Origin of the sequence: Micromonospora sp. CA-246542, assembly GCF_050942905.1 — a bacterium.
In the GTDB taxonomy this organism is placed as follows: Bacteria; Actinomycetota; Actinomycetes; order Mycobacteriales; family Micromonosporaceae; genus Micromonospora.
This window is the reverse complement of sequence record NZ_CP192040.1, coordinates 2,401,329-2,426,850: the sequence shown is the minus strand read 5'-3', so window position 1 is coordinate 2,426,850 and position 25,522 is coordinate 2,401,329. Positions and strand designations below refer to the sequence as shown.

The window sequence follows — 25,522 nt, the reverse complement described above, 5'->3', positions numbered from 1 at the left end:
GAGTGAGCCGGGGTTGCGAGCCCCGCAGTCACGAGCCAAGGCTGCTCCGTGAGTCGGGTGGTGGTGGTCGCGGGCGCGACCAGCGGGATCGGTCGGGCGACGGCCCGGGCGTTCGCCGAGCGCGGCGACCGCCTGGTCCTCGCGGCCCGCGCGCCGCAGACCCTCGCCGAGGTACGCGAGGAGTGCGCGGACGTCGAGGTGCTGACCGTGGCGACCGACGTCACCGAGGCGGGCGCGCTGGAGGCGCTGGCGGAGGCGGCGATCGAACGGTTCGGCCGCATCGACGTCTGGGTGCACACGGCGGCGGTGATGGCCTACGGGCGCTTCGACGAGCTGCCGGAGCGGGTGTTCGACCAGGTGGTGCGGACGGACCTGCTGGCCGCCGCCGGCGCGGCCCGGGTGGCGCTGCGGCACTTCCGGGCCACCGGCGCCGGGACGTTGATCCTCACCGGTTCGGTGCTCGGGCACATCACCGCGCCGTACATGAGCGCGTACGTGACCAGCAAGTGGGGTTTGCAGGGGCTGGCCCGGACGCTCCAGCAGGAGCTGCGGGACAGCCCGGGAATCCGACTGTGCCTGGTCAACCCGGGCAGTGTGGACACACCCGTCTACCAGCAGGCGGCCAACTATCTGGGTCGCGTCGGCCGCCCTCCACCGCCGGTGGCGGGGCCGCAGCGGGTGGCCCGGGCCATCGTCGACTGTGTGGACAGTCCGCGTCGGGAGGTGTCGGTGGGGCGGCTGAACGTCCTGCTGCGCGCCGGCTTCACGCTGCTGCCCGGCGTCTACGACGTCCTCGTCGGCCCGTTGATGCGGCTCGCCGGCCTCAGTGGACGGCCGGTCGCGGCGCACGACGGCTCGGTCTTCGCGCCGAACCCGGCGGGCGAGGCGGTCCGTGGCGGTCACCTGCCCGACCTGCGGCAGCTCGCCCGGGCGGTGTCCGGGCCAGCGGCACAGCTCCGTGGGACGGCGGCCGGCGCGATCGCCGCCGCGCTGCGCCGACGGCCCGGGTAAGACTGTTCGGGACCGTTCGGGACTCTCTCCGGGGGCATCATGAATAGATCAACTCGCCTAGCGTGGGGGGCCGGCAGGCGCTCCGGCGCCCCACGACGGGAGAGACGATTGACCATCCGACTGAACCGCAGGACCGCCCTCGGACTGGGTACGGTGGCCACCGCCGGTACGGTGCTCGCCGCGACCACTCCGGCCAGCGCCGCCGAGGCGACACCGACCACCCCCGCACAGGCGGCCCGGCGGGTCGCCACCGTCTTCGGCCGCCACCGCGCCGAGGCCGGCGGCAACTGGCAGGGGTACGTCAGCGTGGCCGATCCGGCGGGCACGCCGGTCGTCGCGGTGGCGGCGGACGCGGACCGGACGATCGAGGCGTACAGCGTCAACAAGATCGCGGTCGCCACGGCAGTGTTGGACAAGGTCGACCGTGGACTGCTGACGCTGGACCAGCGGGTCGAGGTGACCGAGGCGATCGTGGTGCCCGGTGGTGACGGCATCTTCAGCCTGGACGGCGCGTACCCGAGCAGCGTGACGCTGGGGCACGTGCTGGCGAACCTGCTGACCGTCTCGGACGACACCGCCGTACGACTGTGCGGGCTGGTCGCCCCGGCCGCCGAGATCAACTCGATCCTGGTCGCCAAGGGCTTCCCGAACACCCAGGTCGAGCCGGTCGCCAACCCGAACCGGTTCTTCCTCGGCACCAGCACTCCCCGGGAGACGCACGACCTGCTGCGGGCCCTGGTCGGCGGCACGCTGCTCTCGCCGGCCTCGACAACGCACCTGCTCGGGCTGCTGCGCTCCCCGGTGGCCTTCACCGACGGGATCCGTCGCACCATGTCCTCCGACGATCGGGCCCGCATCGCCACGAAGGCCGGCTGGTTCGCCGACGCCCGGCACGAGGCCGGTGTGATCTTCGACCGGTCGGGCGCGGCGGTGCTCACCTACGCGCTCTTCGCCGATGGGCAGGCCGACCCGGACAACTTCGGCGCGACCCATCCGGCGGTGCGGGCCCGGGCCGCCATGGGTCCGAAGTTCCTCGCCGCGGTGGACCGCCTCGGGGGCGCGGGCACCGCGTACCGGACGACCGTCCAGCGACCCAGCAACGGCGGCTGAGATGCGCCTCGGGCCGGTCGCCTCGGCGGCGCCCGGCCCGGGGCGGGCGACCGCCGGGGCACGGACCTCGTGAGGTGACTACCGTGTAGTGCGGGACACGGCGGAGGGACGGGCGATGGCACCAGCGAAACGCACCGACGGGCAACGGTCGCTCGCGCGACGGATGGGCGGCCCGGCCGGACTGGCCGCGCTGGCCGGCCTGGCCTGGGTGGCCCGGGACGTGCCGGCGGCGCTCGGCGGCCGGCTCGCCGGAGCCCGGGCCGAGCGGGCGGCCCGCTCGCCGCAGTTCCGTGACGGCACGTTCCACAACCAGGCCGACGTCCGCACGATGGTCGCCGCCGAACCGGGTCGTAACCTGGTCCGGGAACTGATCTTCGGCAAGCAGAAGCGCCGCCCCACCGCGCCCGTGCCGCTGCTGCGGCCCGGCGCGTCGCCGGCCGCCGACACCGCCGACGAGCTGAACATCGTCTGGTACGGCCATGCCTCGGCGCTCATCGAGATCGAGGGCCGGCGGGTCCTGCTCGACCCGGTCTGGAGTGACCGCTGCTCACCGTCCGGCGCGGTCGGCCCGCGCCGCCTGCACGAGCCGCCGGTCGGCATCGACGAGCTGCCCCCGCTCGACGCCATCCTGATCTCCCACGACCACTACGACCACCTGGACATGCCCACCGTGCGGGCGCTGGTCGCCGGGCAGTCGGCGCCGTTCGTGGTGCCGCTCGGAGTGGGCGCCCACCTGGACCGCTGGGGGGTGCCCGCCGAGCGGATCATCGAGCTGGACTGGTCCGAGTCGCACCGGGTCGACGGGTTGGAGATCACCGCCACCGCCGCCCAGCACTTCTCCGGCCGGGGCCTGCGCCGCGACGGCACGCTCTGGAGCTCCTGGGTGGTCGCCGGGGCACGGCGCAAGGTCTTCTACACCGGCGACTCCGGCTACTTCGCCGGGTACGCGGCCATCGGCGCCGAGCACGGGCCCTTCGACGTCACGCTGATGCAGATCGGCGCGTACGACCGGGCCTGGCCGACGATCCACATGTTCCCGGAGGAGGCGGTCGACGCCCACCTCGACCTGCGCGGCGGGCTGTTCATCCCGGTGCACTGGGCGACGTTCAACCTGGCCCTGCACGACTGGTCGGAGCCGGTGAACCGGCTGTGGGCCGAGGCGAAGGCCCGGGACGTGCGGCTCGCCGTACCCCGCCCCGGCGAGCGCGTGGTAGTCGACGACCCACCGGCGGTCGACGGCTGGTGGCAGTCCGTCGCCTAGAGCACGAAGGCGTCGGTCCAGAGCGCGCCGGAGCGACCGGAGAGCGCGTCCAGCATGGCGACCGCCTGGCCGTCGGTGAGCTGCGCGACGAAGTCCACGATCGCGCGTCCCCGGGCGCGGCCGATCCGGTGCGGCGTACGCGGGTGCAGCTCGGCCTCGGCCAGCTCGACCAGGTCGTGCAGCCGGCGGGGTAGGCGGGACTCCTCCTCCGGGTCGAGCAGCCAATCCCACAGCGCCTCCACCAGGGTGCCCAGGAGTCTTGCCTGACCACGCTGGTGCAGGGCCAGGTCGGGGCGGGCCAGCACGAACCGGTGGTGGACGAACTTGAGCACCTGCACCTCGTGCCACTGCGCGCAGCCGAGCAGCACGTGCCCGGAGCGCACCGACGGCTGGTCGGTGACGGTGACGGCCTCGACGAAGCGGGTGGACCAGCGGGCGGAGAACCGCGCCACGTACTGCTCCGCCTCGATCGAGCCGTCGAACGGCAGCGCGAGCAGCCCGTCCACCAACTCCTCGCGGACGTGCTCGACGGCGGCGGCGAACGCGTCGTCGTCCGCGACCCAGGCGTCCTTGCGGTGCAGTTGCCGGCGCAGCCGTTCGATGGCGGCGCCGGGTCGCCGGGCCGAGGTGGCCAGCGCCGCATCGGTTATCGCCCGGAAGTGCCCGCTCTCGCGCTGCCAGGCCATCAGCTCGGCGGACACCGCGCCCTGCTGGAGCACCCCGACCCGGTAGAAGTCCTCCACGTCGTGGATGGCGTACGCGATGTCGTCGGCGGTGTCCATCACGGACGCCTCGACGGTCTGCTGCCAGTCCGGAATGCGGCCGACGAACGGCTCCCGGGCCTGCCGCAGGTCGTCCAGCTCGGTGCGGTACGCCCCGAACTTCAACGAGCCGCTCTCCGGGTCGTCCGGCGGCGGCGTGGCGCCCCGCGGTGACGGGTCCAGCAGGCGCGGGTGGGGGTCGGGGTAGTCCAGCCGCGTCCACGGGTACTTCAGCATCGCCGCGCGGACAGCGGCGGTCAGGTCCAACCCGGTGGTGGCGGCGCCCCGGATCTCGGTGCTCGTGACGATCCGGTACGACTGCGCGTTGCCCTCGAAGCCGTCGGCGAGGCCCAGACGCTGGCGGGCCAGCCGGTCGAGCACCCGCTCCCCCAGGTGGCCGAACGGCGGGTGGCCGAGGTCGTGCGCGAGCGCGGCGGCCTCCACCACGTCAGGGTCACAGCCGCCGAGTTTGTCCAGCAGATCACGCCATCTGTCGTCGGCCGTCAACCGCTCGGCGATGGCACGGGCCACCTGGGCGACCTTGAGGCTGTGGGTGAGCCGGTTGTGCACCAGCAACCCGGAGCCGACCGGGCTGATCACCTGGGTGACCCCGCCGAGCCGGGCGAAGAACGGCGAGCCGACGATCCGGTCCCGGTCGGCGCGGAACGGGTTGGCTGTGAGGTCGCCGAGGGCCCGGGCGCTGCCGCCGAAGAGCCGTCGGGCGCGCGGCTCCGCAGGTGATTCCATGATCGCCACGCTAGCGCAGGCCGGACGGCACCGCCGCCGGTCACCCAGCCGGTGCGGTCCGCCGCACCCGGTCGGGCGCGGCGATACGGTGCCCCGCCCCGGTCGGGCGCGGCGATACGGTCCGCCGCGCCGCGCCGTGCCGGGCGATACGGTCCGTCGCGCCGCGCCGCGCCGCGCCGGGCCGGGCCGGGCCGGGCCGGGCCGGGCGCGGCGACAGCGGCCGGGGCCGCCCGGCAGAATGCAGGCCGTACCCGCTCTTTGAGGGCGGATCGAGTCGAAGGCGGATCGAGATCGTGACCCAGTCTGTTCATCAGCGGATCGCCGACGAGCTCGGCGTGGCCGAGCGTCAGGTGCGGGCGGCCGTGGAGCTGCTCGACGGCGGCGCCACCGTGCCGTTCATCGCCCGCTACCGCAAGGAGGCCACCGGCCTGCTCGACGACACCCAGCTGCGCACCCTGGAGGAGCGGCTGCGCTACCTGCGGGAGCTGGACGAGCGGCGGGCCGCCGTGCTGGAGTCGATCCGCGGCCAGGGCAAGCTGGACGAGGCGCTGGAAGCACAGATCATGGCCGCCGACTCGAAGTCGCGGCTGGAGGACATCTACCTGCCGTACAAGCCGAAGCGGCGGACCCGGGCGCAGATCGCCCGCGAGGCCGGCCTCGCGCCGCTGGCCGAGACGCTGCTGGCCGACCCCGGCCAGGACCCTCGGGCGACGGCCGCCGGGTACGTCGACGCGGACCGGGGTGTCGCCGACGCCGCCGCCGCGCTGGAGGGCGCGCGGGCGATCCTCATCGAGACCTTCGCCGAGGACGCCGACCTGATCGGCACGCTGCGCGAGCAGATGTGGTCGCGGGGCCGGCTGGCCTCCCGGGTACGCGACGGTCAGGAGACGGCCGGCGCGAAGTTCGCCGACTACTTCGACTTCTCCGAGCCGTACCCGAAGCTGCCCTCGCACCGCATCCTGGCGATGTTCCGGGGCGAGAAGGAGGGCGTGCTCGACCTGACCATGGAGTCGGAGGAGGCCGGCGAGGCCGACGCCGTACCGACCGGTCCGACCCGGTACGAAGCGATGATCGCCGGCCGGTTCGGCGTGTCCGACGCCGGGCGTCCCGCGGACCGGTGGTTGACCGACACGGTCCGCTGGGCCTGGCGTACGCGCATCCTCATCCACCTCGGGGCCGACCTGCGGATGCGGCTGTGGCAGGCCGCCGAGGAGGAGGCCGTACGGGTCTTCGCCACCAACCTGCGCGACCTGCTGCTCGCCGCGCCGGCCGGCACCCGGCCGACGATGGGCCTGGACCCGGGCCTGCGGACCGGCGTGAAGGTGGCCGTGGTCGACGCCACCGGCAAGGTCCTCGCCACCGACACGATCTATCCGCACGAGCCACGCCGACAGTGGGACGCGTCGATCGAGACCCTGGCCCGGCTGGCCGGCGCGCACGACGTGGAGCTGATCGCGATCGGCAACGGCACCGCCTCGCGCGAGACCGACAAGCTGGCCGGTGACCTGATCAAGCGGCACCCGCAGCTCAACCTGACCAAGGTGATGGTCTCCGAGGCCGGCGCGTCGGTCTACTCCGCCTCCGCGTACGCCTCGCAGGAACTGCCCGGGATGGACGTGTCGCTGCGCGGCGCGGTCTCCATCGCCCGTCGTCTCCAGGACCCGCTCGCCGAGCTGGTCAAGATCGACCCGCGCTCGATCGGGGTCGGCCAGTACCAGCACGACCTGTCCGAGGTGAAGCTCTCCCGGTCACTGGACGCCGTCGTGGAGGACTGCGTCAACGCGGTCGGGGTGGACGTCAACACCGCGTCCGCGCCGCTGCTGACCCGGGTCTCCGGGATCGGGGCCGGGCTGGCCGAGAACATCGTGCTGCACCGGGACGCCAACGGGCCGTTCCGGTCACGGACCGAGCTGAAGAAGGTGGCCCGCCTCGGGCCGAAGGCGTTCGAGCAGTGCGCGGGCTTCCTGCGGATCCCCGGCGGCGACGACCCGCTGGACTCCTCCAGCGTGCACCCCGAGGCGTACCCGGTGGTGCGGCGCATCCTCGCCAGCACCGGGCAGGACCTGCGCGCGGTGATCGGCCGGAGCGCGATCCTGCGCGGGCTGCGGGCCACCGACTTCGTCGACGACCGTTTCGGCCTGCCGACCGTCACCGACATCCTCGCCGAGCTGGAGAAGCCGGGCCGTGACCCCCGGCCGGAGTTCCGTACCGCCACCTTCGTCGAGGGCGTGGAGAAGATCGGCGACCTGACGCCGGGCATGGTGCTGGAGGGCGTCGTGACCAACGTGGCCGCCTTCGGCGCGTTCGTGGACGTCGGGGTGCACCAGGACGGCCTGGTGCACGTCTCGGCGATGTCCCGGACGTTCGTGAAGGACCCCCGCGAGGTGGTGAAGTCCGGCGACGTGGTCAAGGTTCGGGTGCTCGACGTGGACGTACCCCGAAAGCGCATCTCACTGACCCTGCGCCTGGAGGACGAGCCGGCCGCCGGTGGTCGGACGAGCCAGGAGGGGCGTGGCGGCCCGGCGCAGCGCGGACCGCAGGGCGGTCGCGGAGGCCAGGCCGGTAGCGGCGGCGGACAGCAGGGTCGCGGCGGGCAGGACAGTCGCGGCGGCCAGGGCAGTCGCGGCGGCGGGCAGGGTGGTCGCGAAGGCCAGGGCGGTCGTGGTGGCGGGCAGGGCGGTCGCGAAGGCCAGGGCGGTCGTGGCGGCGGGCAGGGCGGTCGCGAAGGCCAGGGCGGTCGTGGCGGCGGGCAGGGCGGTCGCGAAGGCCAGGGCGGTCGTGGCGGCGGGCAGGGTGGTCGCGAAGGCCAGGGCGGTCGTGGCGGCGGGCAGGGTGGTCGCGGCGGGCAGCAGCGGCAGGGCGCACCGGCGCCGGCCAACGACGCGATGGCCGAAGCCCTGCGCCGCGCCGGCCTGGCCTAACCCGCTCAGCACCTCAACCCCGCGCCGCCCCGTCGATCATGGAGTTGCGGTGGGTGACAAATCACCCGCATAAACGCCGAGCCGGGCACCACAACTCCATGATCGACCGGGCCTGGCCGCGATCTTGCACTTTCTGTGCCGGCATAGGCGGCATTCCAGGCCTTTCGACGACCGAAACTGCAAGATCGACGCAGGCAGGGCGGGACGGGGTGGGGCGGGCGGGCGGGGCGGGGCGGGCGGGGCGGGGCTATAGCAGGCGATCAACGCGCTGTCGTACTACGTCGAGACCAACGGGGTGATGGCCGGGGCACCCTGCGGGCCGCTCGACTGAGCCCCGTGCGTACCGTCGGCGTCGTGAGTGAGCCGGACGGCCGGACGTGGCGGGAGCAGCAACAGCAGGCGGTGCGGGCGCATGCCGACGCGGACGCGCGGCGGCGGGCCGCCGAGCAGGCCGAGGCGGCGAAGCTGGTGGCCTGGTTCGTGGCCGAGGCGACCCGGCGAGGGCTGCGCACCACCCGGCTGGTCGCCCGGGGCTACGACGGGCGCGGGCGCTACCGGACCAGGCTGAACGGCTGGTACGTCGACCGGGCCGAGACCCGGGCGGTGGACGTGGCCGGCCGGTTCCACCTGCTGACCGTGCCCGGAGGTCTGCGGGCCCGGCTGTTCGGCGCCGACCCGGAACCCAGCCCGGCGCCGTTGGTGGTCGGGTCCGGTGGACGCGACGGCGAGTCGATCCCGTTGCGGACGCTGCTCACCCGGTTGCTGGACGACGGGACCGGCGAGCCAGACCCCACCACCAGACCTGCTGCACCACGAGGGTGAGCAGTCCGGCCAGGACGATCGCACCCAGGTTGATCACCAGTTGGAGTGCCGAGCCGCCCGCTTCGTCCCATACTCCGTAGGCGGCAGCCACCGCCACGTTCGCCGCGGCCGGGACCGTCGTCACCGAGATCAGCACCCCGACCAGGCTGCCGGACTTCTTCGACGTCAACGAGAGCATCCCGGCCACGCCGGCGAGGAGACCGACCACCCAGGACAGCGCGTCCGGCCGCCAGATGAAGTCGGTGAGTGGGCGTTCGGCGAGCAGCATCTCCCGACTGACCAGGCCGGCGGCGGTCAGCGCCCAGGTGCTCAGCACGGTCGCCACCATGGCCGCCACGAAGCCGACCACGAGAGCCTGCACCGAGCGGCCGATCACCCCGAGCCGGCGGCGCAGCAACGCCACGCACAGCGCGGCGAGGGGGCCGAACTCCGGACCGACGACCATCGCCCCGACGATGAGAATCGGCTGGTCCAGCAGCACCCCGATGCCGGCGATCATGGTGGCCACCACGATCAGTACGAGGTACGTGCCGGACAGTTCCGTCTGCTCACCGGTCTTCGCGGCGATCTCGTCCCAGACCACCGCGTCCGCGCCACTGCCCGGCGCCCGGTCCGCCGCCCGGTCGGCCGCCGCGGAGATGGTCAGCTCGATGTCCTCGGCCGCGATGCCGCCGCTGGTGTCCACGCCGAGTCGCCGCAACTCCCGCAGCACGCGGTCCGCGCTCTCCCGCACCACGTCGCAGAGGATGAGATCACCCGGCGGTTGCCGGGCGGCACCCGGCAGCACGGCGAGGTGAGTCACTCCTGCCTCTGCGGAGAGCAGGTCGACGACCTCCGTCGTCCTGCTCTCCGGGGTGATCACCCTCAGGTGCAGCACGCGCCATCCCCTCGCCGGTCCGGCCGGTGCTTCCCTCGCCCGACCGGCCGTCGCGACTCTACAGCTCGCCCCGTCGAGGCCGGGAGCTGCACAAGGCCGAGGCCACAACGGGAGCCTCGGCCTGGTCGGAGACCGCGATCGGCTCACCCCGCTCGGGCGGTGGGCGCGCGCCACCAGTCTGGACGAGCTGCCCACTCTGAGACGTGCTGCACCTGGTCAGCGCCGTCGGTGGCTCTCCACCGCCTCGCACAGCGCCTGCTCGACCCGCTCGGCCCCGGCGGCGACGGAGAAGATCCGGTCGTAGTGCGCCCGGCCGGCCTGACCGAGCAGCTCGAGCTTCTCCCGGCCCAGGCCGCAGAGTTCCCGTAGAGCGTCGGCGATCGAGTCGGGGTCACCGGGTCGGGCGGTGATGCCCGCGCCGCTCTCGTGTGCGACGGCGGCGGCGTCCCCCTCCGCGGCGACCAGCAGGGCCCGCCCGGAAGCTAGGGTGGCCTGCACCTTGCTGGGCATCGTGTACGCCGACATGCCGCCGGGTCGCAGGCTCACGTAGTGCGCGTCACCGGTGGCCATCAACGCGGGCATCCGCTCCCGGGGCAGCCGCCCGAGGAACCGCACGTGTGTCGCGTTCAGCTCCTCGGCCCGACGGCGCAGCCGCTCCTCGGTGGTGCCGGAGCCGGCGATCAGGCAGACCAGGCGCGGATCGTTGATCCGGGCGCAGGCGTCGATGAGCGAGTCGAGCCCCTGCGCCTCACCGAGCGTGCCGGCGTACACCAGCACCACCTGGTCCTCGCGGAGCCCGAACTCGGCGCGCAGGTCCGCGACGCCCGTCTGCGACGTCTCGTCGGCCCACACCGGAATGTGGACGAGCTTCTCCCGGGGCACGCCTCGGCTGGCGAGCAGGTCGGCGGCGCTGGGCGAGACGTAGGCGACCCGGCCGGCGCTGCGGTACATCCCACCGCACCAGCTGGTCATCCCCCGCTCGATCACCCGGGACACCCGGTCGGTGCCGATGAAGCCGCTGGCCACCGCGCTGTCGGGCCACAGGTCCAGCACGTGCAGCAGCACCGGCACCCGCTGGACGTACCGGGTGAACCACATCGGCAGGGCGACGCTGATCGGCGAGTTACCGACCCAGAGGGCGTCCACGCCGCGCAGCGCCGACGTGCCGGACACCAGCGCCGAGGCGGCGAAGGAGCCGTAGTTCGCCAGCCGACGCAGCGCCGAGCGGTCATGGCTGGGATAGAGGGCCACCCGGCGGATCCGGGTCGTCCCGTCGACCTCGTCGAGCCGACGGGTCATCCGGTAGCCGGGCGCCAACTCGCCGGTCGGGTAGTTGGGGAACCCGGTGAGGACCTGAACCTCGTGTCCTCGGCGGACGAGAGCCCGGGCGAGCATCCCGGGGAGCGCGGCCGCGCCCGGCTCCGGGTCGAACCACTGGCTGAGCATGCCGATCCGCATGGGTTTCACCTCGCTGCCGAGCCGGCGACCGGACGGGCGGGCTGGTCGCATTCGGCCTGCCACAGTGTTGCCAGCGAATCACCGAGATCGTGTGCGGGCGTCCACCCGAGCACCCGGTTCGCGCGCTCGATGTCGGCGCACATCCACGGCACGGCGGCTGAGCGATCGGCGTCCGGCGCGAAGCTGCCGTCCCGGATGTCACCGGTGAAGCCGGACACCTCTGCCAGCAATCGGACGACGTCGCGCGTCGCCACCGCCTTACCGCTGCCCACGTTGAAGACCCGGGCGGGCCCCGGGCGGCAGCTCGCCGCGGCGAGGACCGCCGAGGCGACGTCCCGGACGTCGACGAAGTCCCGGTACGTGTCGTGCAGCCCCACGGCGATGTCCTCCGATCCGGTGGCGACCGCCGACCTCACCATCGCGGTCACCCGAGTGAGCACGTTGCCCGCCGGCATCCCGGGCCCGACCGGGTTGAAGATGCGCAACACCATCGTGTCGAGTCGGCCCGCCCCGCCGGCCAGCTCCGCCAACCGCGTGGCGGCCAGGTGGCTGAGCCCGTACTCGCTGACGGGTGTGCCCTGGTACTCCTCACTGACGGCGAGGCCGTGCGGCACGGTTCCGTACTCGGCGGCCGAGCCGATCCGGATCAGGCGGGCTCCGGGGGCCGCGGCGGCCACCGCTTCGATCAGCTTCGCGGTCGCCACCACGTGCGCCTGCACGAAGTCGTGGCCGGAGCCGACGATGCGTCCGGCCGCCGTCACCACCGTGTCCGGTCGCTCCCGGGCGATGAGCGCGGTCAGGTCGCGCAGTTCGACCCGGACCAGGTCACACTCGGCCCGGGTGATCGACCGGACGGTGGCGTGGGCGGCCAGCGCCGTCCGGATGTGCCGGCCGAGGAATCCACCGGCCCCCAGGAGCAGGACCCGGTTCATCGCCGGTGGGCGGAGTCGTGGTCGACGGTCGCCTGCGCGGGTGGGTTACCGGTGAACTCGTGCCAGGTGGCCGCGCCCGGCGCGGAGATGCCCTGCCGACTGAGCACCACCCAGATCGTGGCCAGGACGATCCGCAGGTCCAGCAGGAAGGAGCGGCGGTCGACGTACTCGACGTCGTAGGTGAACTTCGCGTCCCAGTCCAGCGCGTTGCGGCCACGCACCTGGGCCAGCCCGGTGATGCCCGGTCGCACGTCGTGCCGTCGGGCCTGTTCCGGGTTGTAGAGGCTGAGGTAGCGCACGAGGTGCGGGCGGGGACCGACCACGCTCATCTCGCCCCGCAGCACGTTCCAGAACTCCGGCAGCTCGTCGAGGCTGCTGGCCCGCAGCCAGCGGCCCACCCGGGTCAGACGATCCGCGTCGCTCACCAGCCCTCGATCCGGATCGGGGTGGCGCATGGTCCGGAACTTGACCACCTCGAACAGCTCGCCGTGCAGCCCCGGGCGGGTGTGCCGGAACAGGACCGGCCGCCCGTGCGCCACAAGCACCACCAGGGCCACCACGGCCAGTACGGGGGCGCCGAGCGACAGGACGAGGAGAGCGCCGATGACGTCGAGAAGCCGCTTCCAGCGATCGTACGGTCGCCGCGCCGTGGTGCCGTCCCGAGGCGTCTCCCGACCGGTCGTCGGGCCGGAGGTGCCGACGCGCGTGTGTGCCGCATGGAGAGCAACTTTTGCCATGGACAACGCATACCACCATTTCGAGCACCACTTCCGACTTTCACGATAGGGCGCTCCGGCGCGTCGACAATGGAGCCGGACGACCACTTCTGCGCGCCGAGTCCTGCTCGCGTATTTGTCGCCTCGATTGAAGGTGAATGCGACTCGAATTGCTTTTGGCGGAAGCGGTCACGACACCTTCCGGGCAAGCGTAGGGTCGCGTTCGACGAGAATCCGAATCCCGAGGATGGCCTTCGGGAAACAGGCAGGAGAAGATGTGGTTTCCTCGCTTTCGGACCGGCGGTTCCTGATTACCGGTGGCACGGGATCCTTCGGTCAGACGATGGTCTCCCGACTGCTCGACGCCGGGGCCGCCGAGGTGCGCGTACTCAGCCGGGACGAGTCGAAGCAGGACGCGATGCGGCACCGCCTCGGCGACGATCGGGTCCGCTACTACGTCGGTGACGTCCGCGACTACGACAGTGTGCTCAAGGCCGCGCGGGGAATGGAGTTCGTCTTTCACGCCGCAGCCCTGAAGCAGGTCCCCTCGTGCGAGTTCTTCCCACTGGAGGCCGTGCGCACCAATGTGCTCGGCAGCGCGAACGTGGTGGACGCCTGTGAACGCGTCGGCGTCGAGGCGCTGGTGCTGTTGAGCACCGACAAGGCCGTCTATCCGGTAAACGCGATGGGCATGACCAAGGCGCTCATGGAGAAGGTCGCGCAGGCGCACTCCCGCAACAATCCCCAGGCGCGCACCCGGGTCTGCTGCGTGCGCTACGGCAACGTCATGTACTCGCGCGGATCGGTGATCCCGCTGTTCATCGACCAGATCCTGCGCGGCGGCCTGCCGACGGTCACCGAGCCGTCGATGACCCGGTTCCTGATGTCCCTGCCGCAGTCGGTCGACCTGGTGGAGCACGCCTTCCGGTACGGCCAGCCCGGCGACGTCTTCATCCGCAAGGCCGACGCCTGCACCATCGGCGATCTGGCCACCGCGTTGTGCAACCTGTTCCGCGTCCCGGCGAAGTTCAACGTGCTCGGCATCCGGCACGGGGAGAAGCTGTACGAAACGCTGGCCAGCCGCGAGGAACTCGCCCACGTCGAGGATCTCGGCGAGTTCCTTCGGGTGCCGGTGGACAGTCGTGACCTCAACTACTCCCTCTACTTCGAGGAGGGCGACGTCGAGAGCGGCAACATGGCCGACTTCCACTCGCACAACGCCCGGCGGCTGTCCGTACCGGAGATCGAGGCGCTGCTGCTGACGCTGCCCGAGGTACGGGCGCAGGTCGAGGCCGCGGCGGCGGTCGTAACGGCATGAACACCGGCACCGGTGGCCGGCGACCGGAGTTCGTCCCCCGCCGCCGCAGCGGCCCGGGCGAGGACGAGCCGCGCCCGACGCGACGGGTCCTCGTCGTCGGCGTGACCGGCATGCTCGGCCACGCTGTCCTGCGGGAACTGAGCGACGATGCGGACCTCGACGTCCACGGCGTCGCCCGGAGCATCGAGGACCGCGCGGAGTGGTACCCGCCGCGCCTGCTCGGCCGGATCACCCCGGCCGTCGACGCGACCCACTTCGACGAGGTCCGGCAGATCGTCGACGACCTGCGGCCGGACGTCGTCGTCAACTGCGTGGGTGTGATCAAGCAACGCCCGGACCTGCAGGACGCGGTGCAGACGGTCACCCTCAACGCGCTCTTTCCCCATCTGCTCGCCGAGGCCTGCGGGCACCTCGGCAGTCGCCTGATCCACGTCAGCACCGACTGTGTCTTCTCCGGCCGGCGGGGTGGCTACGTCGAGGACGACCTGCCGGACCCGCCGGACCTGTACGGGCGGTCGAAGCTGCTGGGTGAGGCGCGCGGGGTCTGCGCGCTCACCCTCCGCACCTCGATCATCGGGCACGAGCTGGTCACGAACCGCTCCCTCGTGGACTGGTTCCTCTCCCAGCGAGGTCAGGTACGCGGTTTCACGAGGGCCATCTACAGCGGCGTGACGACCGTCGAGTTCGCCCGACTGCTCCGAACGGTGATCCTGCCCCGGACGGAGCTGGCCGGGCTCTACCACGTCGCCGCCGAACCGATCTCCAAGTACGACCTGCTCCGCCTGATCGCCGAGGTGTACGGGTGGCCCGGTGACATCGTCGCGGACGACGAGTTCACCTGCGACCGGTCGATGAACGCGGACGCCCTCGCCAAGGCCACCGGATACCGGCCGCCGCACTGGCCGGACATGATCCGGGCGATGCACGCCGCCAGGGCCCGCTGGGCTGACGAAACGGCCCAACCGGGTCTACAGGACCTGCCTCGCTGAGGGCGGTCCACCCAACGACCGCGGGCAACGCCGGCGGCCGGACTTCAAAGGACATCACGTGGGAAACCGGATGGGCCAACTGGGCCTGCTCGTCGTCGCGACGTGTCTGGTGGTGGTCACCACCATCACCGCCATCACCGCCCCGCTTGTCGCGGCCGGGTTGGTCGCGCTGGTGCTGCTGCTCGCCTTCAGCCGGCGGGTCGACGGATGGCGGTGGATGCTGACCCTGACCATCGGGCTGCTGGTGTGCGCCTCGTCCAACGTGCCGGCGCTCGTCGAGGCCAGCTTCTACCCTCGGTACGCGGCGGTCAGCGGCCTGGTCCTCTGGGGCCTCTGCCTCCCGGTCCGGACGCCGGCCCGCAGCGATGCCTGGACCAGCGTGTTCGTCGGAGCGCTCTGGGTGATGGCCGGTCTCGCCACGGTGAGCTTCGCCTGGTCGGTGGTTCCGATGGAGACCCTCCAGCGGGGCGTCGCGCTGCTGCTCCTGGCCGCCCTGGTGCACGTACTCGTCCGGCGTCGGTGGCCCGATCGTGCGGTCATGATGGCCGACCTGCGCGTGGTCTACCTGGTCCTCACCGCGTCCATCGTGGTCAGCCTCGGCATCGGGTTCGTCGACGGCACGCTCGTCGCGGCGACCTCGAGCGTCACCCGGTTCCAGGGCCTCTACAACAACCCGAACATGCTCGGCATCGTGTGCGCCCTGACGATCCCGCTGGGCTGGGCCGTCCACCGGCAGTCCCGGCGGCCCGTCACGCTCCTCGGCATGGCGCCGGCCGCCGTCAGCCTCCTGTTGTCCCAGTCGCGTACCGCGCTGATCGCTGTGCTCGTCGGCGCGCTCTGGCTCGTGTTGCGCCACGGGCTCGGCCGGGTGGTCCGGCTGGTCGCGGGAACGACCGCCCTGCTGCTCGTGGCATACCTGCTCAACCTGCTGCCCACCATCTTCGCCGCATCCTGGATGCGCCAGTTCGTCATGCGCTTCACCGACCCCACCGGTGGCGACCTGTCCAACGGGCGGACCCAGATGTGGCAGACGACCATCGACCTGTGGTGGCAGAACCGCCCCACGCTGGGCTTCGGGTACGCGTCGCGGAATCACCTGTTCGAGCTGGCCAGCGCCGACGAGTTCTTCGGGACCGCCGGCGTCAGCGTGGTGCACAACAGCTACCTCCAGCTGCTGCTGGAGTTGGGGCTCGTCGCGGTGCCACCGCTGGTGGTGCTGCTGGTGGCCGCCGGGCGGGTCGCGGTACGGGCCCCGGTGCGGCGCGCCGACGCCGGGCTGGTCTGGCTCGTCGTCACCGGCCTGCTGATCCAGGTCACCGAGTCGGCCATGTTCGGCACGGGCCAGACCTATCCGTACGTGTTCTGGACCGTGGTCGCCGCCGCGCTGCTGCACCTGCCGACGGATCGGGCACCCGCCGGCCGGGAGGCCGCTCAGGCCAACCTGCCCCACGCGGAGGCGCGCCGGCAGCGGGCCAGCATGTTCGACGACGCCACGCCGCGCCGACCCACCGTCCTGCTGCGCTGAGTGCCCGCCGGCAGCGCCGATGGACACCCCGGGGATGCCCGGGCGCGTGCATCGGGCCGGCGGGCCTCGCCTCAGTCGCCCCGGCCCGCCGTCACGAAGGCGCTGACCCGGTCCCGCCAGGCACGGTGGTCGAACGACTCCCGGGCCCGCGAACGGGCAGCCGCGCTCATCGCCGTCCACTCCTCGTCGCGCAGCCGCAACGCCCGCTCGATGGCCGACCGGACGTCGTCCGGGCCGTTGCCGTCGAGCACCAGACCCTCGATGCCGTCGTGGACGTAGGCGGCCAGGTCACTCGTGTGGTTGAGCAGCACCGGGCACCCGGCGGCGAGGCTCTCCGGCACCTTGGACGGAAACCCGTTGGCCGCGTACCCGTCGGTGGGGCGGACCAGCATCGAGAAGTGCGACTCCGACAGCAGGGTCAGCACGGTCTCGCGCGGAACGCGGCCGAGGAACCGCACGTCGGCCGAGACGGCGTCCAGCACCGTCAGGTCCAGATCGGAGTGGGCGGCGGCGTCCCGCGCGCTCACCCCGGCGATCGTGAGGCTGACGCGCCGCTGCTGCTCCGGAGTGAGCCGGCTGAGCCCCCGCAGGATCACGTCGAGCATGTCCTTACGCCCGGGCGTGCCGGCGTAGAGAAGGCGCAGGCCCGCGCTGATCGGGGGTGGTTGCGGCGCCCGGAACTCGTCGCAGTCCACCTGCGGCGGCACCACCAGCACGTCCAGGCCGTGGCCCGTGAGGTAGTCGGCCAGCGTGGTGGAGACCGCCGTGGCCCGATCCACGAGCCGGGTCGCCAGGAACGTCGACCAGCGGTGCCGGACGAAGTACGGGGTGAGCCACCCGCGGCGGAACTGCCGTCGGTCGTGGCGCTCGCTGGCGTCCACCACCACCGGGCAGCGCAGCACGAGGCGCAGGGTCGCCCAGTTGCCGAGGGTCAGCAGGGCCATCGGCAGCAGCACGACGCTCACGTCACCACGATCCACGCGCGCCCGGCGGACGGCCCGCAGGACCCGCAGCGGCCGGGCCAGCCGGGCCGACGCGCGGGTGAGGTGGTGCCGACCCCGGATCCGCAGGGTGACCAGGTCGATCCCGGCCGCGCCGAGCTGCCCGGCCGGGAAGGCCACCTCGCAGGGCCAGTCGTTGACGACGAGCGTGCGCGCACCCTCGGGCGCGGCGCAACGGGCGAGTTGCAGCAGCCGGTTCGAGGTGGCGTCCCCGTACGGGAACGCGTACGCGCCCACCAGCAGTGGACGCGGCCGGACGGCCCGGGCGGCCGACACCTCCGCCGGTCGCGGTTGCCGGCTGAGCACCGTTGTCTGATCGTTCATCTCTCTCCCTGTGTCGAGAAGGCGGGCGGCTGGGGCCGCGCCGGGCGGTGCGGGCGGCTCGACACCCACCGGCGGTAGATCGCCAGGTGGGTGGTGACCGCCGTGTCGATGGCGAAGACGCTGCGCGCGAACCGTTCCGCCGCCGTCGAGGCCGAGGTCTGCTCGGTGTACGTCGCCGCCACGCACACCGCGTTCGCCCACTGCCTCGGCGCGGCCTCGGTGTCGACGATCGTCACGCCGGGCAGATGCTCCTTGATGAAGCGCACCCCCGGCAGGTCGGCGGCCACCGTGCCGATACCCAGGGCGACCGGCTCCAGCACGCCCCCGGGCAGCCCTTCCAGGCAGGACGGGTGGACGACCACGTCGGCCTGGCTCAACAGCCCGCCCACGTCGTCGCGCGGGCCCAACAGGTGCACCCGCTCGGCGAGACCGGCGGCGGCCGCCGCCTCCCGGACGCGCTCGTCGTCGACGTCGTCGCCCGGCCCGATGAGGACCGCGTGGGCCCGCACTCCCCGTGCCCGCAACTCGGCGAGGATCGGCGGCAGGAGCCAGCGCCGCTTCTCCGGCGAAGCCCGGCCGACGCTCACGCAGACCAGGTCGGCCGGGCGCGCGCCGATCAACTCGCGTAGGTCGTCCTGACTGGGGCGGCGCAGCCGGTCGAGGTCAAGTCCGTTGAGCACCACCCGGCAGCGGGGATCGTCCTGCCAACGCGGGTCGTAGGCGACGGCGAGCGAGCTGGGCGAGACGCCGAGGATGTCGGTCGCGAAGACCCGCAGCAGCCGTCCGAAGGCCCAGCGGTAGACACGTCGGCGCAGATCGCGGTGCTGGTTGTCGTCGCCCCGGAAGTGGGCGACGCGGACGGGCACACCGCGGAGGGCGGCGAGCGCGAGCAGCACCCCGGAGAAGTTGGCGCAGTCGACGTGCACCACATCGGGGCGTAGCCGCCGCAGCAGTCCGAGGAAGCGGGCGGCGAAGCGCACGTCGAGCGGGATCGGGGTGACCGTGCCGCCGTGCCGGCTGACCACCCCGGCCAGCGGGCCGGGCCCGATGCGGTCGCTGAGCGTCGCGAGATGCACCTGGACGCCGGCGGCCCAGAGCCGGGGCAGCAGTTCGGCGGTACGCATCTCGGTGCCGCCGAAGTTCAGCTCGCCGACGACCCGCAGCACCCGGCACTCCCCGGTCACGTCGACGCTCCCCGGGTGACCGCCCGCCGGTATCCCACGAACACGGCCGGCCACATGGTGAGCACGTACGCGACACAGGCCGCCACCGGCAGGCCGGCGAGCCCGAACCGCCGCAGCGCCCAGACCTTGAGCGCCGTCGCCAACAGCAGGAACGCGGCCCAGCCGACGAACTGCGGCCGGAGCAACCCGATGCTGTTCTGCACCAGGATCAGCGGTGAGGTGACCGCGATCAGGAGGGACCAGCTCGCCAGCCCGACCAGGACTGCGACGGGGATCTCGGTGCGGTCGATGCCGCCCACCCACAGGTCGATCAGCCGGTGGCCGTAGCCGACCAGCACGACCCCGACCGCCCCCACGATCGCTCCGTAGAGCAGCACCATGCGGCGCGTGTTGCGACGCACCCAGGCCACCTCGCCCCGCGCCAGAGCCGCGCCGTTGACCGGCCAGACCGTCATACCGACCAGCCCGACGAAGATCGAGAGGACGCCGAACAGCTTTCCCACCACCGCGTAGTGCGCCGCCGTGGTGGCCCCGAGGACGTTCGCGACGAGCGGGCTGTCCACGTTCAGCGCGATCGCCGACATCGTGGTGAGCGCGAAGAAGCGCAGACCCAACCGGAGCAGGCCGATCGCGGTGGCCCGGTGCACGAGCTTCGGGCCCGGCCGCTGTCCGCGATCCTGCAACCAGAAGTACGTCACGCAGTTGAGCAGATTGGTCACCGGCACGGCCAGTACCGCGCAGGCGATGACCGCCAGTGGTCGCCACCCGACGGCGATGGCGCCGAGCACGGCCGCCATGCCCGACAGCGCGCCGGCCGACTGCCAGACGTTGCTCTGCACCACCTGGCCACGGGCGTACTGGACCCGCTGGACCAGCGAGAGCGGAATGTTGACCGCGAAGGCCCCGAAGCAGAGCAGGACCAGGGCGGGCGCCTCCGCGGCGACACCTGGGTCGGTGACGTTGAACAGCGCGGTCCAGGAGACCACGGGTACGACAAGCACGAGACCCGTCAGCAGCGCCAGCGCGACCACACCCAGGGTGGCGAACGCGCTGGAGACCTCCCGGGCCTGTTGCTTCGGGTCGTCGGCCAGGTGACTGAGCCGGGTGAGCAGCCCATTGCCCAGTCCCAGATCGGCGAACCAGGCCATCCCGGTGAGGGCGGTGACCGCCATCCAGAGGCCGTACCGTTGGTCGCCGAGGAACCGGAAGCAGGCCGGGGTGATGACCAGCGGGGCGGCCAGGCCGATGCCCTTCGCCACCATCGCGGCGGCGATGCCCACCGTGACGGAGCGGTCCCGATCCTTCGACGCCGCCGAGGGACGCTCGCCGGGCGCGAGCGTGATGCCGGTCGGTGGCGCGGCCGCCGGCACACGGGCCAGCGGCTCCGGTACGGCCCGACTCGCTGCCCGGGTCACCGAGGCGCGGCGGCTACGGCGCGCTCGGCGTCCAACCGACCGGCCATCCACTCGACCGTCGCCCGCAGGCCCTCCGTACGGGCGACAGGTGCGACGTTCGGAAAGAGGTGACGCAGCGCGGCGTTGTCGGCGAGGGAGTGCGCGACATCGCCGGTGCGTGGCGGCGCGTACTCGCGGACGATCGTCCGGCCGCACAACCACTCGAGCTCGTCGAGGACCTGCAACAGGCTGGCGCGCGCGCCAAAGGCGAGGTTCACCGGGTGAGGGTGGTGCACGCGGCGGCGGACCGCGTCCAGGATGACGTCGCAGACCGTACCGACGTACGTGAAGTCGCGCGACTGCGTCCCGTCGCCGTGCACCACCGCGGGTTCGTCGCGTAGAGCGGCGTGCACGAAGCGGGGGATGACGGCCGCGTACGCGTGGTCGTGTCGCTGCCCCGGGCCGAACACGTTGAAGAAGCGGAAAGCCACTGTCGGCAGCCCGAACGACGCCTGGTGGGCCAGGGCGTACGCCTCGGTGGCGAGCTTGCTGGCCGCGTACGGGCTCATCGGGCGGGTCCAGGTCAGCTCGGTCTTGGGCAGGGCCGGGTTCATGCCGTACACCGACGAGGACGACGCGACGAGGACGTGCCCGACCCGGTGTCGTCGGGCCGCCTCCAACACCATGAGGGTGCCGGTGGCGTTCGCGTGGTGGGAGGCCAACGGGTCGCTCAGCGAGCGGGGGACGCTGGGCAACGCGGCCAGGTGGACCACCGCGTCGCGGCCCGTCATCGCGGCGTCCAGGGCGGCCGGGTCCAGGATCGAGCCCTCGATCAGCTCGACGTCCAGACCGTCGAGGTTGGTCCGCAGCCCGACCGAGAGGTCGTCGAGGACGGTCACCCCGCCGATGGTGGGCTCGACCATCGCGGCGCGGGCCAGATTGGACCCGATGAAACCGGCTCCGCCGGTGATCAGAATGCGCATGAAAACCCCCGTTTACGCAGATCACCTGTTCATCGAGTGAACACGGGACACGTGACGGCGACAGCGGGAATTTCACCCTGTCCGGGTGCTGACCGAAAACGGCCAGCCTCGCCGCGGCGGCGCACAGTGAAGTTCATCGTCATGCGTTCGCGGCGGAGGTGCCGACCATGTCCGAGTTGATCGTCTACCGATCCAACGCCCTGATGTCCGTCAGGTCCCGCTTCGACAGCACGCGGGACCTGGTGATGCCGGCCAACCTGGCGTACGCCGAGGCGATGGTCGGCATGTGGCACTCGGGTCTACCCCAGGTCACCCTGGTGCCCTCGACCGCGACCGACGCCCAGGTGTGGCCGGTGATGTCCGCCGTCGGGACGAAGATCCACGACACCGCCGACGACAACTGCCCGATCAACACCGGCTGGTCGTACGTCGGCGGCAACCACGGCTACAACGTCGGCAACCAGATCGTCGTCACCAACCACGGCAAGACGACGGTCGATGTGGGCTCGCAGTGGACCGACGGGACGCGCACCTTCACCCTGCTGGCCATCACCAACGCGGACAGCCTGCTGTTCGGCAACCCGTACACGATCGTCGACGGCATCGCGCAGGGCGCCCGGGTCAAACCGGCCGCCCCGCTCACCCACCTCTCGGGGGCGACCCACACGGCGACCGTGCCGATCACGGGTCTGACGCCCGACGTGCAGATCCGACCGGCCACCCACTCCCACGCGGTGACCGTGGAGCTCGACGGACGACCGGTGCCGGACGGCCGGTTCACGGGGCAGGAGCTGACCATCCGGGAGTCCTACCTGATCCCGTCCTACCAGGGGATGATCGACACCGCCCGCGCGAACATCGGCACGCCCATCGCCACGATCATGTCGCGGATCCCGTCCCTGTGCCGCATCTCGAACGTCTACCGCTGGTCGCAGGGGGGTCTGCTGGTCGGGCAGACGGTGGCCGCGTTGGATCGCTTCGCCCTGAACGCCGGGGTGACCCAGTGCGGTCCGTTGACCCCGGTGGCCGGCGGCACCCGCCGGCAGTTCATGCCGAACGTGGGCACGGCCGGCGGTCTGAACTGGTCGGTGTGGGCCAACATCGACACGCTCGCGGCCCTCACCGACTTCACTCCGGCGACCCTCACGAACCGGCTGATGCCGGCGAGCAGCATGACCCAGTGGGTGGTCAACAGCGGCCAGGTCCAGCAGTGGGGCATCGCCGTCGGTCTGCTGCCGGTCGCCGACGGCGTGCCGGAGATCCGGTCCCGGCACACCACGGTCAAGGGTTGGTTCATCAGCTCCAGCCTGAAGAAGAACTATCCGCAGTTGGTGTGGGGTCGCACCCTGGAGGCGGGCGAGTCCGTGACCGGTACCGCCTATCGGCGCTACCTGGCGCCGCCCTCGGCCGCCACCGAGATCGTCGTGTCGGACTCCACCAACGACTTCGTGATGATCGAACGGGTCGAGGCGGTCGCCCAGACCCAGATGGCGGCGCCGCAGCTGTTCCACCGGTTGCTGGTCCCGGCGGGGCCGACGAACCTCACCGTGCCGGACCGGGTCGCGGTGGCCGGCATCTCGTACGGCATGGCCGTGCCCACCGGCTACGGCATGTGGCGCGCGGAGGCCGGCCCGGCGCAGGTGGGGCCGCTGCCCGGGACGACCTGCCCGCGCGGCAGTTACTTCCTGGCCCTCGCCGGCCCGACCCAGGACGTCACCTACGCCGGCACCTATCAGTCGCTCCTGCTGCACCCGGTGTACCTGGCCGAGCCCACCCCGGTCGACCGGGTGTGCGTCGAGGTGACCGTCGCGGGCTCGGGGGTGCTGCGACACGGCGTGTACGCCCACGATCCGGCCACCGGTCGTCCCGCCGCCCTCGGCCCGGTCGCCGACTTCGGCAGCGTCGCCGTCACCTCCGTCGGGGTCAGGGAGTCGGTGCTGAGTGTCCCCGTGGTGCTGCCCGCCGGCTGGCACTGGTACGGGCATGTGTGGCAGACCAGCGGTGTCACCCCGCCCACGTTGCGGGCCAGCAGCACCGGTGCGGCCACCGGCCTCAATCTCGGCACCAGTTCGGCGGCGATGACCGGCGACCGGTTCGGGTACGAGGTGACCGGAACGACCGGCGCCCTGGGGGCCATCACCATCGCCGGGGTGCACCAACTCCCGCCACCGCGGGTCGCGTACCGGCGTGCCTGAGCGGGCCGGCGGGACTCAGACCGTGGTCACCCCGTAGATCTTCTTCATCGCCTCGTGCTTCTCCGGAACGGGGAGGTGCCCGATGCCCAGCGACTTGGCCTGCAACCGTTCGAGGTACTCGTCGGTCGTCCGCAGCGGGCGCGCCGGGACACCGGCCGCCACCGTGTTGTCCGGGATGTCGCGCGTGACGATCGAGCCGGCCCCGATGACGCACCGGTTTCCGATGGTGACACCGGCCAGGATCATCGACCGCATACCGATGTACACGTCGTCGCCGATCGTGATCGGGGCGGTCCAGTCCAGGTCGGGGTGGTCCTTGCGCAGGATCAGCGTGCCACCGTCGTGGGTGACGAACTGCACCTCGGAGGTGATGTAGACGTTGTCTCCGATGGTGATCAGCCACGGCTCCGAGCCGAACATCGCCCGGCTGATCCCGTAGAACCTGACCCGTCCGTTCAGCTTCACCCCCAGGGACCGCGCGAAGGCCTCGGGATTCCGGGTGGCGGCCAGGTGGTCCGAGACTCGTCGGACCATCGTGCGAACGCGACTGGGCACCTGCTGTCCTCGCTCATCGGAGCCGGCCGGGGTGGCGGACGACGGACCCGCCCACGCGGACCCGTTCCTGCAACGAACCAGCTCCAGCCCGGGTGACGCGGTCACGGCCAGCCGGATCAGCCGCAGGGGCGCGGCCGGGCGGATCAGCCGCAGGGGCGCGGCCGGGCGGATCAGCCGCAGAACTGTCGGGCGTGGTCCAGCACGTTGGGTTCCCGGAGCTGTTGTCGCCAGAGGCGGTATCGCCGACCCGCGGTCTCCTTCGCCTCGGCGCGCTCCTCGGCGGACCAGTCGGCGAGCCGGTCGAGGGTCTCGCTCAGGCCCGCCGCCGAGGCCGGCCGGACCACCGCTCCCCCGCCGGCCGCGATGAGGTCGCTGAACGGCGTCGCGTCGGAGCAGACCACCGGGCAGCCGGATGCGAGGCTCTCCAGGATGACGTGCCCGTAATTTTCGCCAAGTGTCGGGAAGAGGAACGCGTCGTACCGGCTGAAGGTCGCCATCACCTCGTCCGCCGCCAGTTCCCCGAGGTAGCGGACCCGCACATGGTCGGGCATCGCGTCGATGAGTCGTCGGCAGCACGCCCAGTACTGCTCGTCCTCCCGCGGACCGTAGATGTCGAATTCCAGCGGGCGCGTGGCGCCGGCGACCGCCTCCAACGCCCTGGTCAGGTTCTTCATCGGGGAGATCCGGCCGACGAACACCAGCCGCAACGGGCCGTCGTGCGCGACGGCTCGGGGTGCCGGCTGTTCCGGGATGGGGCACTCGTTGCCGTTCACCATGATCTGCGCCCACGGCATGTTCGCGCGGATCTGGTCCTCCTCCAGCCGGCTGCAGGCCTGCCACCGCACGTCGAGCCGGCGCAGCAGCGGGGCCCAGACCGCGAGGAAGAGCCGCTTCTTGCGGGCCTTGATGGCGAGCGCGCCGGGCGAGAGTTCGCCGCGCGGGGCCAGCATGATCGAGCGGACCCGCACCAGTCGCAGCGCCACCGCCAGGATCGGCAGCACCGAGAAGAGCGACCAGAGGCTGTTGACGTAGACCAGGTCGAGTGGGCGGGACCTGACGTGCCGCGCCAGTCGCACCCAGTGCCGCAGCGCGAACGTGCCGAGATAGAAAATGGCGCAGCGGTCGTCGCGGCGTACCAACTGCCCGGACAGGCCCGGGTACGGTGTGGACGAGCAGAGGTCCCGGTCCCCGGTGACCAGGGTGACGTCGAGGTCGTCCGGCAGGGTGTCGAGGATGAACCGCAGCGAGCGGATCGGCCCGCCGCCACGAAAGCCCGGCTCGAACACGCGGGCGGTGGCGAGCACCCGGTACCCAGTCGTGGTCGTGGATCGCGCTGTGCCGCTCGGCGTTGCGGTGCTGTCGGGCGCACGCGTCATTGCCAGCTCGTTCACCTTGGGCTCACCTTCCGAAATCCTGTTCCGGCGTCGGTGCGGGCACG

The 25,522-nt window shown here is 72.2% G+C and carries 20 protein-coding genes; 9 read left to right on the top strand and 11 right to left on the bottom strand.

Annotated features, from left to right (window positions below; translation table 11 throughout):
• The first annotated feature begins 48 nt into the window (after positions 1–48).
• The 3 genes from ACQP0N_RS11320 to ACQP0N_RS11310 all read left to right on the top strand — a co-directional run bounded on the left by ACQP0N_RS11320 (position 49) and on the right by ACQP0N_RS11310 (position 3,382).
• Entirely contained in the window at positions 49–1,011 is a 963-nt protein-coding gene (locus tag ACQP0N_RS11320) for an SDR family NAD(P)-dependent oxidoreductase (RefSeq protein WP_433119798.1), read from the top strand.
• A gap of 108 nt (positions 1,012–1,119) precedes the next feature.
• A complete protein-coding gene (locus tag ACQP0N_RS11315; RefSeq protein ID WP_433119796.1) occupies positions 1,120–2,121 on the top strand; it encodes a serine hydrolase in 1,002 nt (333 codons plus the stop codon).
• 115 nt (positions 2,122–2,236) lie between these two features.
• Entirely contained in the window at positions 2,237–3,382 is a 1,146-nt protein-coding gene (locus ACQP0N_RS11310) for an MBL fold metallo-hydrolase (RefSeq protein WP_433119794.1), read from the top strand.
• Here the strand turns inward: ACQP0N_RS11310 and ACQP0N_RS11305 are convergent.
• A complete protein-coding gene (locus ACQP0N_RS11305) occupies positions 3,379–4,890 on the bottom strand; it encodes a deoxyguanosinetriphosphate triphosphohydrolase family protein (RefSeq protein ID WP_433119792.1) in 1,512 nt (503 codons plus the stop codon). The genes ACQP0N_RS11310 and ACQP0N_RS11305 overlap by 4 nt on opposite strands.
• Before the next feature lie 293 nt (positions 4,891–5,183).
• Between ACQP0N_RS11305 and ACQP0N_RS11300 the strand changes: the two genes are divergently transcribed.
• Positions 5,184–7,811 (top strand): Tex family protein, encoded by a 2,628-nt coding sequence (locus ACQP0N_RS11300; protein ID WP_433119790.1) that lies wholly within the window; start codon positions 5,184–5,186, stop codon positions 7,809–7,811.
• Between the two features lie 354 nt (positions 7,812–8,165).
• On the top strand, positions 8,166–8,633 hold the full coding sequence (locus ACQP0N_RS11295) for a hypothetical protein (RefSeq protein WP_433119788.1): 468 nt from the start codon (positions 8,166–8,168) through the stop codon (positions 8,631–8,633).
• On the opposite strand, the gene ACQP0N_RS11290 is transcribed toward ACQP0N_RS11295, so the two are convergent.
• From ACQP0N_RS11290 to ACQP0N_RS11275, 4 genes are all read right to left on the bottom strand, one after another.
• Positions 8,563–9,510: a DUF389 domain-containing protein gene (locus ACQP0N_RS11290; protein WP_433119786.1), complete on the bottom strand. Its 948-nt coding sequence runs from the start codon at positions 9,508–9,510 to the stop codon at positions 8,563–8,565. The two genes, ACQP0N_RS11295 and ACQP0N_RS11290, sit on opposite strands and share 71 nt — an antisense overlap.
• 216 nt (positions 9,511–9,726) lie before the next feature.
• A complete protein-coding gene (locus ACQP0N_RS11285; protein ID WP_433119784.1) occupies positions 9,727–10,968 on the bottom strand; it encodes a glycosyltransferase family 4 protein in 1,242 nt (413 codons plus the stop codon).
• 5 nt (positions 10,969–10,973) lie between these two features.
• Positions 10,974–11,900, bottom strand: a complete 927-nt coding sequence (locus ACQP0N_RS11280) for an NAD-dependent epimerase/dehydratase family protein (protein WP_433119782.1) — start codon at positions 11,898–11,900, stop codon at positions 10,974–10,976.
• On the bottom strand, positions 11,897–12,637 hold the full coding sequence (locus tag ACQP0N_RS11275; protein ID WP_433119780.1) for a sugar transferase: 741 nt from the start codon (positions 12,635–12,637) through the stop codon (positions 11,897–11,899). Before ACQP0N_RS11275 ends, ACQP0N_RS11280 begins: the two co-directional genes overlap by 4 nt.
• Positions 12,638–12,959: 322 nt before the next feature.
• Between ACQP0N_RS11275 and ACQP0N_RS11270 the strand changes: the two genes are divergently transcribed.
• From ACQP0N_RS11270 to ACQP0N_RS11260, 3 genes are read left to right on the top strand one after another with little or no spacing between them, the layout of a single operon-like run.
• Positions 12,960–13,934 (top strand): polysaccharide biosynthesis protein, encoded by a 975-nt coding sequence (locus ACQP0N_RS11270; RefSeq protein ID WP_433119778.1) that lies wholly within the window; start codon positions 12,960–12,962, stop codon positions 13,932–13,934.
• On the top strand, positions 13,931–14,923 hold the full coding sequence (locus ACQP0N_RS11265) for a dTDP-4-dehydrorhamnose reductase family protein (protein WP_433119776.1): 993 nt from the start codon (positions 13,931–13,933) through the stop codon (positions 14,921–14,923). The genes ACQP0N_RS11270 and ACQP0N_RS11265 overlap by 4 nt, the downstream gene beginning before the upstream one ends.
• A 58-nt stretch (positions 14,924–14,981) precedes the next feature.
• Entirely contained in the window at positions 14,982–16,448 is a 1,467-nt protein-coding gene (locus ACQP0N_RS11260; RefSeq protein ID WP_433119774.1) for an O-antigen ligase family protein, read from the top strand.
• Positions 16,449–16,519: 71 nt separating this feature from the next.
• Here ACQP0N_RS11260 and ACQP0N_RS11255 read toward each other — a convergent pair whose 3' ends face one another.
• The 4 genes from ACQP0N_RS11255 to ACQP0N_RS11240 are packed head-to-tail and all read right to left on the bottom strand — an operon-like array spanning position 16,520 to position 21,334.
• Positions 16,520–17,773: a glycosyltransferase gene (locus ACQP0N_RS11255; RefSeq protein ID WP_433119772.1), complete on the bottom strand. Its 1,254-nt coding sequence runs from the start codon at positions 17,771–17,773 to the stop codon at positions 16,520–16,522.
• Complete coding sequence (locus ACQP0N_RS11250; protein ID WP_433119770.1) at positions 17,770–18,957, bottom strand: glycosyltransferase; 1,188 nt, start codon at positions 18,955–18,957, stop codon at positions 17,770–17,772. Before ACQP0N_RS11250 ends, ACQP0N_RS11255 begins: the two co-directional genes overlap by 4 nt.
• Positions 18,954–20,372 (bottom strand): lipopolysaccharide biosynthesis protein, encoded by a 1,419-nt coding sequence (locus tag ACQP0N_RS11245; protein WP_433119768.1) that lies wholly within the window; start codon positions 20,370–20,372, stop codon positions 18,954–18,956. The genes ACQP0N_RS11250 and ACQP0N_RS11245 overlap by 4 nt, the downstream gene beginning before the upstream one ends.
• Positions 20,369–21,334 carry an NAD-dependent epimerase/dehydratase family protein gene (locus ACQP0N_RS11240; RefSeq protein ID WP_433119766.1) on the bottom strand — a complete coding sequence of 322 codons (966 nt, stop codon included), beginning with the start codon at positions 21,332–21,334 and terminating at the stop codon, positions 20,369–20,371. The genes ACQP0N_RS11245 and ACQP0N_RS11240 overlap by 4 nt, the downstream gene beginning before the upstream one ends.
• 167 nt (positions 21,335–21,501) lie before the next feature.
• On the opposite strand from ACQP0N_RS11240, the gene ACQP0N_RS11235 reads away from it, so the two are divergent.
• Complete coding sequence (locus tag ACQP0N_RS11235; protein WP_433119764.1) at positions 21,502–23,529, top strand: hypothetical protein; 2,028 nt, start codon at positions 21,502–21,504, stop codon at positions 23,527–23,529.
• 15 nt (positions 23,530–23,544) lie between these two features.
• On the opposite strand, the gene ACQP0N_RS11230 is transcribed toward ACQP0N_RS11235, so the two are convergent.
• Together ACQP0N_RS11230 and ACQP0N_RS11225 are read right to left on the bottom strand one after the other, a co-directional pair.
• Positions 23,545–24,063, bottom strand: coding sequence for an acyltransferase (locus tag ACQP0N_RS11230; protein WP_396801862.1), 519 nt, complete (start codon positions 24,061–24,063; stop codon positions 23,545–23,547).
• Positions 24,064–24,254: 191 nt separating this feature from the next.
• On the bottom strand, positions 24,255–25,475 hold the full coding sequence (locus ACQP0N_RS11225) for a glycosyltransferase family 4 protein (protein ID WP_433119761.1): 1,221 nt from the start codon (positions 25,473–25,475) through the stop codon (positions 24,255–24,257).
• Positions 25,476–25,522: the final 47 nt, after the last annotated feature.